Source organism: Candidatus Roseilinea sp. NK_OTU-006 (genome assembly GCF_012931985.1).
In the GTDB taxonomy this organism is placed as follows: Bacteria; Chloroflexota; Anaerolineae; order J036; family Brachytrichaceae; genus JAAFGM01.
The window spans coordinates 173,821-186,053 of the sequence record NZ_JAAFGM010000004.1 but is presented as its reverse complement, the minus strand read 5'-3'; the positions used below and the strand labels follow the sequence as shown (position 1 = coordinate 186,053).

Genomic DNA, 12,233 nt, shown 5'->3' with positions numbered 1-12,233 from the left:
TATCTCAAAAATCATGGAACTTTTGTTGTTCCCAGAGCTTGCGCACTTCGCAGAAAAGCATGGCTTGAAAATGGTCTTATCGGAACAGCAGAACTTTTATCCAGACATAAGTTTTGTAGATGATGATAATCACCGTTTTGCACTTGACTTGAAAAGTACTTACAGAGTTGATGGCAGCCGCGTAAATGGTATGACACTTGGGGCTTTTACTGGATATTTCCGCGAACGGAATAGCACAAAAAACATAACTTTTCCTTACAGTTCTTATAGCGGACACTTTGTTCTGGGTGTAATTTATTCAAAGACTGATGACTTGATTGATGAGCGAAGAAGATACACTCTCGATGAACTTGAACGGATTACATCTGTTATCAGAGACTTTCAATTCTTTGCTCAAGAAAAATATTGCATCGCGTCTGACCGTCCAGGGAGTGGCAATACCAAGAATATTGGTTCAGTCACGGAGATTGATAAGCTTGTAAATGGGTCTGGTCCGTTTGCTTCGTTAGGAGAAGATGTTTTTGATGACTACTGGATGTATTACTTGACCAAAGATATGGCAAGAGCAGCGGAATTGAAGCGGCCGCCTTATACCAATTTGCGCAGTTATTTGAAATACAAAGGCTTGGCAAAGTGATTGTTCTTCCAGGTTTACCGCGCACAGTAAAGCAAGTAATTGTCCCCCCGATAAAGTGTCAGGGGATTAAAACCAAACTTGTTAAATTCATCTTGAGCAATGTCTCCTGGAATGGCAAAGGGCGATGGATAGAACCGTTTCTTGGGTCAGGCGTCGTTTTGTTCAATGTTCAGCCAGAACGTGCATTAGTTAATGATATCAATCCCCACATCATCAGACTATATCAGATGATTTATGATGGGAGTTTGTCGCCAGAAGAAGTAAGAAAGTATTTAACAGCAGAAGGTAAAAAATTGCTGGTCAGTGGCGGAGATTACTATTATGCAGTAAGAGAACGCTTCAACAAGGGTGGAGATCCATTAGACTTCATTTTTCTCAACAGATCGTGTTTTAACGGGATAATGCGCTTTAATAGTAAAGGGGAGTTTAATGTTCCATTTTGCCGTAAACCAGACCGCTTTCGTCAGGCCTACGTGACTAAGATAGTTAATCAGATTTCACGGATACGTAAAATCATGCAGGGCAAAGATTGGGCGTTTCGCGTTGGAGATTGGCGGGACGTTCTTGAGAATGTCACACAAGACGATTTTGTATATCTAGATCCGCCTTACATTGGCAGACATACAGATTATTATCAGCAATGGTCGGAAGATGACGCGGCTGATTTGGCGATGCTTGCTAGGAATTTGCCGTGTGGTTTTGCGTTGTCTATGTGGAAAGAAAACAAATATCGCCTAAATCCACATATTGCTTATTATTGGGATGGATTAGTCGAAAGAACCTTCACTCATTTTTATCATGTAGGTTCGACCGAAAATCTCAGAAATTTAATGGAAGAAGCTTTGTTGATAAAACCTGGCCATGAAGCAGGGAAAGTTGAAACTACGAAAGCTGCCAAGCCTGTCCAATTGGCGTTTGCTTTGCATGAACAGGCAGGCTAACAAGCGCATCCACCTGACGGCTTCGCCTCGCTGCGCTCGGCTCGCCGCAGGTGATGCGCAAGCCGTTATGCCGCCAATATCGCCGTGTAAGCGTTCCCACCAGAAGGAGAAACTACGATATGGATATGATTATCTACGTTGATGTCTTTCCTGTTATTCCTCAAGCGTTGCCTAAGCTGTTTGCGTATACAATCAAAGCGGTAAGCGATGATGTATCGGCAATCGGCGGAAGGTTAGCATATCGCTTGCGGAATAAGTTTGGTGGGAATTGGGTGTGGTGCGGTGGTCAAATCGTCACAGACAAGCCATCCCAAGATGAAGCAAATGGAGAATTTCTGAAACAATTATGGACAGAAGAACCATTAAACGATGTGCGGAGTGTTACTCTTAATACAACATGGAAACCTTCGGCTTGGGAGCAGGGCGAATTCACAGCTCGCGGTTTGCTCGCAAACTACCAAGCAGAAATTCGGAGAGTGCTTGAGCCGAAAAAACAGAATTTCGGCAAAATCCGAGTTGACCGCGACTACGCTTTACGCGGTTGGGCAGTGAACAACGAACCAGCGGTTTCCATCACTGTTTCGTCCAACATTTTTCATACTCAATTACTCCATGAGTTTGCCGCCACCCTGAAAAGTCCGCAAGAACTTGTCGGAATGATGGTCGCTGTGACAGCGAAGGATTTCAAAGGGACAATCGTCGAGATTACTGGCAATGTTCGCGAAATGCGTGAATGGCTTCTCAGTAAATCCAGCGATGAGATGACACGCAATTTGATTAGCCGCGCTCCTGATGATGAACTGACCGTTAAAATTGAAACTCGCACAAGCCAATATATTTATATTGCAAGTATGTTACGCCCTGTCGTTCGAATGGGTGATCTCAAGAAATTTAGAGTGGATCCACGTCAAGTTTCCAAAGCATTGCGGCTTGATCCACAAACAAGATACACTCTTGTTCATGAAATCGCCGCCATTGGTAAAAAGCACGGAATTCTCGCCGACAGTTTCGAGTCTAGATCGTTGCCGCAAGCATTCTTGAGACCGCCCGATGTGGCCTTTGTGCCCGAATTGCGTGTTGGCGACAATCAAATTCATCGCGGCGAAGGGCAACGCATTTATCGGAGCTTGGAACAGCATGGTGTATTTAAACGTTCAAGCGCATTTCCTGACAAGAAGCACCCTATAAAAATTGGGGTAATTAACGCGTCATCGCAAGTTGCGCAGCAAGCATTGATGACATTCCTACATGAGCTCAAAGCCGCGTTGGAGAAATTGAATTTCTCTATTCAATCAGTTGAAGTCAATGGACAACGTCAACAGAAGATCGAAAGACTTTCACGAGCAAATTTGGAAAACGCAATAGACTGTTTCGAATCGGCAAAGCCTGACATTTTGCTTGCTCTGTTCCCTGGAAATGCATACCACGACGAGTGGGAAGAAGATGAAGAAGAGAGTATGTATCATGTCTTCAAGTCATTGACAATGCGACATGGTATCCCGAGCCAAGTTGTCTATGAAGATACATTCTCTGAACAATATGCGATGGACAATATCGTGTTGGGTATATTGGCAAAAACAAGGAATGTTCCATTTGTTTTAGCGAAACCGCTTCCTTACGCTGATATTGTCGTTGGAATTGACATTGCTCGTAGAGCGAAACAAAAGTTATCGGGAACAGTGAACGCGACTGCCATTGCAAGAATCTATTTTAGCGATGGTCAATTTCTACGATACATTATCCACGATGCGCCGATTGAAGGGGAAACAATACCAAGCAGTATTCTGCGCAGTCTTTTCCCTCTCAAGGAATTTCAAGGCAAACGTGTCGTGATTCATCGTGACGGACAATTTCGTGGTGGGGAAAAATTGGCATTGATGGAATGGGCAAAACAGATTGGTGCACAGTTCCATCTGGTTGAAGTAATCAAATCTGGAGCACCCCGTCTTTATCAAGGCACAGTCGCCTCCGCTATAGACAGACCGCCGAAGGGGACAGCATTTAAAATAAGCGATACGGAGGCATTCTTGGTTTCTTCACTGCCTCCTTTCAAAGGCAGTACACCACGTCCGCTTCAAATCAGGACAGAACCAACCTTCCCAATCGAAAATGCTATTCATTCGGTGCTATCGCTGACGCTCTTGCATTATGGTTCGGTTAGAGAGCCGCGTTTGCCAGTGACGATTCATTACAGCGACAAGATTGCAGAGTTGTCACTGCTTGGCATCAAACCAAAAGATTTAGAAGGAGACGTACCATTCTGGTTGTAAAAGAAGGTAAACTTCAAAGAAAAGCGACATAACCAGCGCATCCAGCTGACACGCTCCGCTCGCTTCGCTCGCTCTGCGTGCGGCTGATGCGCGGGCCGTTAGGCGCAGTCGGATGTCATGGAGTAAACACACGATATGATGATAAGAAATGCACCGTTGCTCTCACAAACCGCAACATCCCTGCTTTTGCTTTGTGTATTGTTGGTCTTGCTTATCCAGATTAAAACTCCTTTCAACTTCTATGATGAAGGGTTCGCCGTCTTCAATGCAACAAGGATAATGAATGGTGATGTTCCGTATAAAGACTTCTGGGCGATTTATCCCCCAGGTCAATTTTATGCTTTAGCCGCCCTTTTCAAAGCTTTCGGCACGTCTTTGCTTGTCTCCCGTGTATACGACACATTTGTGCGTTTCATGATAGCATTTTCTGTGTGGTTGATCGCCAAGAAAATTACATCTCGTACCTTGGCCTACTTTGCATTTATCACTACCGCGCTGTTGCTTGGCTCCGCTGGTTTTTATACTTACGCAGTGTTTCCATCACTAGCACTCAGCCTTTTGTCAATCTTGAGTTTGCTTGAATATACGGATACTGGTCGACGATATTGGCTTCTCTTAGCTGGAACGCTCATAGGTTTTGCCTCTTTCTTTAGGTGGGATATCGGCCTATATGTTAGCATTAGTTTAGTTGCGACGGTCTTCCTGTTTCACCTTTTCCGTGTTACTCGAGAGAGTAGACTTTCAACCAGAGCATTATTCGCCGCATCCGAAATAGCGATATTATTAGGGGCAACAGTAACCGTTGTACTAACATGTTATGGATACGTGAGTTCCGTAAGCGGATTTGGCAATTTATGGGATCAGGTGGTAATCTTTCCTACAACTATACTCCATGATGTGCGTTGGAGACCCTATCCTGCGCTACTTTTTCCCATTTTTGCTCTTTCAAGCTTGAATATCTCCACTTCCAGGAGTACTTATTCTGAACTCTTGAGCTGGCTGCGATTTTACTTCCCTCTGGCTGTATATGGCATTGCATTTTCCTGCTATGCTCACTCCATTCTTAGCAAACGTATTATCTTCAATACCCAATATTTTGGAAGGGTTGCTGCTGGTATTCTGGGAGTGTTGCTCTTTGCTCAAGCATTAAGCCGATACGATTACATCCACGTAGTACCTACTTCGCTTATGGCATCACTCGTTGTTGTTTCGCTCCTCTCCCCTAACGTGTTCAATTCTGTGAACCGAGCAATCAAGTTAGTGCTTCTGCTGTTGCTAACTGGTCTTGTCACTCTATATATTTTTTTACCTGCCAGATACCTTTCGTTTTCTCTAAGGAACTTCTCACCGCTGGGGTGCTACTCTCAAGTAGAGAGAGCAAGTTGCATCCCCCTAAGGAACGATCAAGAACAGGCAGTTGAGTATATTAGGACACATACTATAGAAGGTGAATCAATCTTTGTGGGTAATCGAAGGCATGACCTCATTTTCGTAAATGATATTGGGTTTTATTTTCTATCCGCCCGCCAGAGTGCGTCACGTTACAGTGAACTGTATCCAGGAGTTGCTACGACCCTGCCTGTCCAGCAAGTAATAGCTCATGACATTGAATCGAAAAACGTGAAATGGATAGTTCTTGTAAACATACCTGAATCTGGAGAGCCTAATGCCAGCGCAAATAGTAGTGGTGTAAGTTATTTAGATGACTTTATCCGATCTAAATATTCGCTAGTCGCAGAGTTTGGCGATTATCAAATATTGGAGATGGTAACAAGGTAGTGCGCCTAACAACGGGTTGCAGCCGACGTTGCTCCGCTGCGCTCCGCAACGCGGCTGAACCCGACCGTTGGGCGGCTTAATCCGTTCCAACACACCAATACCCTTACTTTGTCATTCACAATTTCAGCACGGGAGACTTTTTATGAACATTCTTACTGAACAACCATTGCACGTTATTATACAAGATTTGACACCTGCCTTTATCGCCTATGTGTCTTGCCAACTACAACAAGCAACTGGTAGTTATAACGAACAAATTCGGGACAGTTTTCAACATATAAAAGACTGGGCTCAACAGTGCGGCTACGACCCTTCAGCCCTAAAGGTAATTGGCATCCCACGCACCAACGGCGCTCAATTAGTTGGTTATGAGTGTGCATTAGAGCTTCCTGAATCCATTTTCCAAGACACAGAAGATATCCAAACAAAACAACTACCAGGTGGGCGTTATGCAATCTTATCACTTGAGAAAGACTCGAACACGATAGGAGAGACTATTGGGCGTTTCTTTGCAGAGTATGTGCCACAACATCAACTGATTGTAGACCCACAACGTCCCAGTTATGAAGTCTACTACGAGCATACTATGGACTTTTGTGTTCCGATTTTGTAGGCAATCATAGATAGGAGCAGACGATGTTTAAATATGTTGTCCCCAAATTCCCTGCTGCCAATGTAAAGGCTTCGGTCGAATTTTATAAGAGCAAATTGGGCTTTGTGGAACTTTTCAACTATGGCGATTATGCTGCCGTTAAGCGCGATGCCGTAGAAATCCATCTTTGGGAATGTCAGGATAAGAATATCGCCGAGAACACTGCTTGCAGGATAGCAGTGGACAATATTGAGGCGTTGTATAAGGAGTATCAGCAAGCAGGGGTTATCCATCCAAACGGCGCTTTGGAAGAAAAGCCTTGGGGCGTAAAAGAGTTTGTCGCGCTTGATATAGATGGAAACGGGCTCTTTTTCTTTGAAAATGGTTAATTCCTGAAAGAATGCCGCCCAACCTGCGCTTGCACCCGACGCCGCTCCGCTGCGCTGCGCGGCGCAGGTGAAGCGCAAACCGTTGGGCGGCTGAAGTCAAAGAGCTGGGAGTATGAAAAACCGCAAACTGAGCCGACGTGATTTGCTCAAGTTGAGTGGAACAGCTTCTCTGGGGCTCATTTTGTCCGCTTGTAGGGGCATTCCGACGCCTACCACCGCCACACCGCCTCCCACCGACGTGCCCACCAGCACACCTATACCTACAGCAACCGCTGCCCCAACACCTACCAGCACACCCACGGCCACCCCCACGATACCGCCGACACCAACACCTACCAGCACACCCACGGCCACACCCACCATACCGCAGACACCAACACCTGTTCCCAACTCCATTCGTGCTTGTGCGGATTTGCTAGGTATTGAGTTTGGTATAGTGGTAGCAGTAGGCGGGCTTTTATGGTGGCCAGAATCAGAACGCACAGTACTAAAGAAATTGTTTCTGGAAACGGCTAATCTTTGGGTTAGTAGTTGGGAGTTAAACTGGTTTGTGTCTTATGGAGGATTGCGTCCTACTCGAGAAGAATTTGATTTTAGAGAAATGGACGCCCTGGTTCAAAATGCACAGACTCTGCAACTACCGATTATGGCATTACATCTCGTAGCAGGCGGACAAGCCTTTATCCCCTCATGGCTGGCTCAGGGCAATTTTAGTAGAGAAGAGTTATTGTCCATTCTTCACGAACACACTACAACGGTTGTCGGACGGTATAAAGGGCGAGTCAAAAGATGGGTTGTCGTCAACGAATTGTTTGGTCTCTCCTGGGAAGGTGGAGAGAGATTGAGCTCCTTCTGGCATGATAGGCTTGGGCCAAGTTACGAATGGGTTGAAATGGCTTTCAGGTGGGCTAATGAAGCAGATCCAGAAGCCGAACTTATCCTCAATGATTTTGGTATTGAATTTCCAGGCTACTTGCTCTATGACCGTTCTCGTGATCAAAAAGTATATGAATTAGTACGTGGCCTCAAGGAGAAGAACGTTCCTATCCACGGTATTGGCTTTCAGATGCATCTTTATGGCAAAGATTTTCTGACACCAGGAGATTTAGACACAAAAGTAGAGGCTCTCCGTAGGAATATTCAGAAATATCGTGACTTGGATGTTGAGGTATTGGTTACAGAATTTGATGTGAGATTAGGTGGTGTGCCAGGTTCACAAGAAGAGCGATTTGAGTTGCAGAGGAGGGTATACGATTCCATTTTACGGGTTTGCCTTGAATCCGGAGTAAAGAGTTTTTCTGTATTTGGATTGGTAGACAAGTGGTCGTGGCTTGAAGATCCTAACTTGCAGTCACCACATGGCGGACCAGATGCGGACCCATTATTGTTTGACGACAACTACCAGCCTAAACCGTCATGGTACGCCATTATGGAAGTCCTGCAGGAGTTCTACTCTCGACATTCTTGATGGCACTGACATTCGCCGCCCAACACGCGCATCCACCTGACGGCTTCGCCTTGCTACGCTCGGCTCGCCGCAGGTGATGCGCAGGCCGTTGGGCGCTATATCACTCCCATTATCACAATACACATGGATCCTAGACCTGTAAAGTTTCTTTTCGAACACCATTTGCTTCCTGGCATTCTTGACGAGATTGGAGAGCTAGCATCCTTCGTGAGAGATACTGAGCATTTCTTGATGCCATTGCGCCAGGAATGTTTTACGCAACTGATTCAAAAGCAGGAAGCCTTCCTAAGATTGCATTTATCTTCCCGGCAACAGGAGTGGATTAGCTCTCGTTTTAATAGAGATTACTATTTTAGTTGGCCTAAGGGTCGCTTGACAAGGTTGTTGCGTAATTCTCTACTCGTTAGCATATATTCTTTTACTGAGCATTCGCTTATAGACATTTGTCGTTTCTTAAGGCGCAAGGATGTAAAAGTGTCTGTCTCGGATATTAAAGGCCAAAACGATATAGATAAAGCCAGAATCTATATCGCAAAGGTTTTGGGCGCTTCGTTCCCCGACAATTCCTCTGAATGGGCACAAATACAAACATATAGGCGCATTCGCAACTGTATTGTTCACAACGATGCGTATATTGACAAAGGCAGTCCTGACCGCAGACCTATAGAACAATATGCTAAAGACAATGCTAACTTATTGCGCTTGGACAAGGATAGTGTACTTCTTGAGCAGGGCTTCTGTGAGAAAATGCTTGATGTCATAAGGGAATTCTTTATCCTGCTCTCGCAGAATTTACGAGAATTTATCGAACGGAACGAATCTCTTCTGGAGTCATCGGACAGAGAGTTTGTGAATACTATATCGGTCGAAAGCTAATGACACTATATGGTTTTCCTCCTAGCAACTTGGGAACAGAGTAATAGTATCTTGTTCTTACCTGTTCCTTCAAGGCACCCAACACCGTTTGCAGCGGACAGCGGCTGCGCCGCTTCAGGGTACGCGCCGCGAGCCAGCCGAGTAGTCTTCAGGCGAAGGAGTCTTGCCCATCTCGCCGCTGCCGCGAGGCAACCAGCGCGGCGCAGCCGGGCGCGGCTTCCAGCAGTTCGTTCAGGAACGCGCCTGCTTCCAGGGCGTGCTCGAAGCTGTCGAACACCAGCAGGTAATGACGCGATTTCAGCGCGGCGATCACCTCGGTTTCCGGCGGGCGGCGATCGCTCAGCGTGATCTGGCAGGCGTCGGCGATGTGCCACGCCAGGTGCGACGCTGCGCGCGCGCGGGCTGTTTCCGGCGCGTCGGCCGGCCGGTCTTCGGGGTGCAGGAAAATGAAGCGCGCGCCGTCCTCGAAGGCAAAGCGCATGTCCTGCGCGGCGCGGATCGCCAGCCGGGTTTTGCCAATGCCGCCCTCGCCGATGACGCTGACCAGGCGCGCCTCCGGCCGGTTGAGCAGGTCTGTCAGGGCGCGCGCGTCCCGCTCGCGGCCCACAAATGGCAGCCGGTCGAGCGACTCGGCGTGATTCTGCGCCGGCGCGGGAGACTCCGGCGCGCCGGGCCACTGGCCGGCGCGGATGGCCTCGGCCAGCCGCTGTGTGTCCGGCTCGGGCGCGATGCCGAACTCGCGGCGCAGAATCTGTTCGCAGGCCTGATAGTGTGCCAGCGCCGCCGCGCGCTGACCCTGCCGGGCCAGCGCCTGCATCCTGCGGCGGTGCGCCGGCTCGTGCCAGGCCTCCAGGCCGAGTTGTCTTTCGCTGTGCCGCGCGACGGTCGCCCAGTCCCCCTCCAGCGCTGCGCGCTCGGCCAGCGTGTCCAGCGCGTCGAGCGCGGCGCGATGAAAATGTTCGCGCTGCCGGGTAAGCCAGTCCAGGAACAGGTCGCTTTCCACGGTCAGGCCGGCCAGCAGCTCGCCCTCATACACCCCGATCGCCTGGCGCAGATCTGCTAGACACTGCGGGCAGCCGGTTGCCCGCCGGTGTCTATGAGACCGGGCGCGCGTGATGGCCTGCTCAAAATGCGCGGTGTCCATGTCCCAGTCGTCGGGGAGCGTCAGGGTCACAGAACTGGTGTCGGCCTGCACGACATCGTCGGCGTCGCCCAGCGCGCGCCGGATGCGCGCGAGTGCCGTGCGGAGGGCGCTCAGGGCGGCTGCTTGCCGTTTGTCTGGCCAGAGCAGAGCGGCCAGCGTATCGCGGCGGGCCGGCTTGCCGGCGTTCAGACACAACCAGGCGAACAGGGCGCGCGCACTATCGGTCTCGAAGCGGTGCGCCAGCACGGTCTCATCGCGCCATAGGCCGAATCCGCCCAACAATTGAACTCGCCATCTGCTCATCCTGCGTCCTACGCTTTTGGCGCGTTGGACGGACGAGGCGTATACGACCGCGTTTGTCACGCGCTTGTTGCGCACAGGGACTATATCGAGAGTGGTCAGAAAAGCCTGTTGCCGGCTATGCGCGGTTACTGCGCCCTGGCCGCATGACAAGAGAAAATCAATGGAGGAGATGGTGATACATATGGCTCGGCGATCACACTTCAGACGATGGATGGCGGCGCTTTTAGGCGTGTCGTTGTTGCTGGCCGGCTGCGGTGCTCCGCAGGCGGAGCCTCCGGCATCAGAGACTGCTGTGGCAACCGAAATGGTTGCCCAGCCGGCGCCAACCGAGGGGGCGGTCAAGGCGCAGTCGCAGCAGGCCGATGCGCCTGCCACGACAGAACAAGCCGCGCGCCCCGGCGCTGTGGTGAACGACACCGGCTTTCGCCCGGCCGAGCACGGCTTTTCGTTTCCCAACTATGGCAACGACATCCCGGTCACCAACATGACGCCGGTCGAGATGCAACGCTTGTTCGGCGACGCGGTGTGCGCGCGCGGCAGCGGCGCAGCGTGCGTGCTTTCGCCAGTGGCCAAACAATGGATGGATCAGGTCAACGACGCCATGAGCGGCGGCCATTGCGAAGGCATGGCAACCCTCAGCCTGCTGATGTTCAACGGCCAGGTTGACCCGGCCTCTTTTGGCGGCGCGCGCGCCAGCGATTTGAGCATTGAGAACAACGAGCCGCTGCAACGTGAAATCGCCTACTGGTGGACGACGCAATCGGTGCCCTCGGTGGTTGGCCAGGTGATCAAAGGTGCGCCGACGGATACCCTGGCCGTTCTCAAGCAAGCTGACTTCTCGCGTGAGAGCTACACCATCGGCATTTACAAGCCGGACATGAGCGGTGGTCACGCCATCACCCCCTTTGCCGTGAAAGACGCCGGCAATGGGTTATTCATCGTGCAGGTGTATGACAACAACTACCCCGGCCAGGAGCGCGAGCTGCTGATTGACGTGAATCAAAATAGCTGGGTGTACGAGGCGTCTATCAATCCGCAGGTCGAGTCCGAAGGGGGCCAAACTGGCTGCGCCAGCCCAGCAGACCGTCGAGATTTTCCTCGATGGCGAAGGGCGCTTGCTCATCACCGATGACGCTGGCCGCCGGCTGGGCTACGTGGATGGCCGCATCGTCAACGAAATTCCCGGCGCGCAGGTGTTGCCCTGGCGCATGGGGGTGAATATCAACGCCCCAGAACCGCGCTATCTCGTGCCGGCTTCTTCCAACATCACCGTCACCCTGGATGGCCGGCACCTGGCCGAGCCAACCACCACCGACCTGTTCTTCTTCGCGCCCGGCTTCGCCATCGGCATCGAGCAAGTTGATCTGCAACCCGGCCGCGCCGACGCGGTGAATTTCTATCCCCGCGACGAAATTCTGATCTACCAGACCGATTCCTCGCAGTCGCCCTATCTTGTAGTCGCGCTCGAAAATCAGGGCAAAGCGCAAAAAGCCGATTACTACTTCGAGGTTCAGGGCGCCGATATGCAGGATGGCGGCGTGATCGGCATTGGGCTGGACAGCAAGAGCGGTAACCTCGCTGTTCTGGCCGAGGCTTTGACCGGCGATGGGACGTTCAATTTCGTTATGAACCGTGTGACAGACGAAACCGATGAAGAATTCTATGCCGAGGACATCACGCTGAAGGCCGGCTCACAGGTGTTCATTGATTTCGCCGACTGGCAGGACAACAAGCCGGACGGCCTCTACTTCGGCGTGGACCTGGACGGCGACGATCAGATTGATGAGGAATACACTGTAAATGACGCGCAGTAGCGCAGACAGGGGCGCGGCGC

At 50.2% G+C, this 12,233-nt stretch carries 11 protein-coding genes; 10 read left to right on the top strand and 1 reads right to left on the bottom strand.

Annotated features, from left to right (window positions below):
- The 8 genes from GXH28_RS04325 to GXH28_RS04290 form a co-directional block, all read left to right on the top strand.
- On the top strand, positions 1 to 637 hold a 637-nt coding region (locus tag GXH28_RS04325; RefSeq protein WP_169237782.1), incomplete at its 5' end, for a type II restriction endonuclease.
- Positions 634 to 1,578 carry a DNA adenine methylase gene (locus GXH28_RS04320; protein ID WP_169237781.1) on the top strand — a complete coding sequence of 315 codons (945 nt, stop codon included), beginning with the start codon at positions 634 to 636 and terminating at the stop codon, positions 1,576 to 1,578. The genes GXH28_RS04325 and GXH28_RS04320, both read left to right, overlap by 4 nt.
- Positions 1,579 to 1,703: 125 nt before the next feature.
- The gene (locus GXH28_RS04315; RefSeq protein WP_169237780.1) at positions 1,704 to 3,848 is read left to right on the top strand and encodes a Piwi domain-containing protein; all 2,145 of its coding nucleotides are present in this window, start codon (positions 1,704 to 1,706) and stop codon (positions 3,846 to 3,848) included.
- A 156-nt stretch (positions 3,849 to 4,004) separates the two neighbouring features.
- Positions 4,005 to 5,627 carry a glycosyltransferase family 39 protein gene (locus GXH28_RS04310; RefSeq protein WP_169237779.1) on the top strand — a complete coding sequence of 541 codons (1,623 nt, stop codon included), beginning with the start codon at positions 4,005 to 4,007 and terminating at the stop codon, positions 5,625 to 5,627.
- 142 nt (positions 5,628 to 5,769) lie between these two features.
- Positions 5,770 to 6,240 (top strand): AraC family transcriptional regulator, encoded by a 471-nt coding sequence (locus GXH28_RS04305; protein WP_169237778.1) that lies wholly within the window; start codon positions 5,770 to 5,772, stop codon positions 6,238 to 6,240.
- 23 nt (positions 6,241 to 6,263) lie between these two features.
- Complete coding sequence (locus GXH28_RS04300) at positions 6,264 to 6,608, top strand: bleomycin resistance protein (protein ID WP_169237777.1); 345 nt, start codon at positions 6,264 to 6,266, stop codon at positions 6,606 to 6,608.
- A gap of 112 nt (positions 6,609 to 6,720) precedes the next feature.
- Positions 6,721 to 8,076, top strand: coding sequence for an endo-1,4-beta-xylanase (locus GXH28_RS04295; protein ID WP_169237776.1), 1,356 nt, complete (start codon positions 6,721 to 6,723; stop codon positions 8,074 to 8,076).
- A gap of 123 nt (positions 8,077 to 8,199) precedes the next feature.
- Positions 8,200 to 8,952: a hypothetical protein gene (locus tag GXH28_RS04290; RefSeq protein ID WP_169237775.1), complete on the top strand. Its 753-nt coding sequence runs from the start codon at positions 8,200 to 8,202 to the stop codon at positions 8,950 to 8,952.
- A 148-nt stretch (positions 8,953 to 9,100) separates the two neighbouring features.
- Here GXH28_RS04290 and GXH28_RS04285 read toward each other — a convergent pair whose 3' ends face one another.
- Positions 9,101 to 10,399 carry an AfsR/SARP family transcriptional regulator gene (locus tag GXH28_RS04285; protein ID WP_169237774.1) on the bottom strand — a complete coding sequence of 433 codons (1,299 nt, stop codon included), beginning with the start codon at positions 10,397 to 10,399 and terminating at the stop codon, positions 9,101 to 9,103.
- Between the two features lie 211 nt (positions 10,400 to 10,610).
- Between GXH28_RS04285 and GXH28_RS04280 the strand changes: the two genes are divergently transcribed.
- Both GXH28_RS04280 and GXH28_RS04275 read left to right on the top strand, forming a co-directional pair.
- Positions 10,611 to 11,531, top strand: coding sequence for a hypothetical protein (locus GXH28_RS04280; protein ID WP_169237773.1), 921 nt, complete (start codon positions 10,611 to 10,613; stop codon positions 11,529 to 11,531).
- On the top strand, positions 11,515 to 12,213 hold the full coding sequence (locus GXH28_RS04275) for a hypothetical protein (protein WP_169237772.1): 699 nt from the start codon (positions 11,515 to 11,517) through the stop codon (positions 12,211 to 12,213). Before GXH28_RS04280 ends, GXH28_RS04275 begins: the two co-directional genes overlap by 17 nt.
- Positions 12,214 to 12,233: the final 20 nt, after the last annotated feature.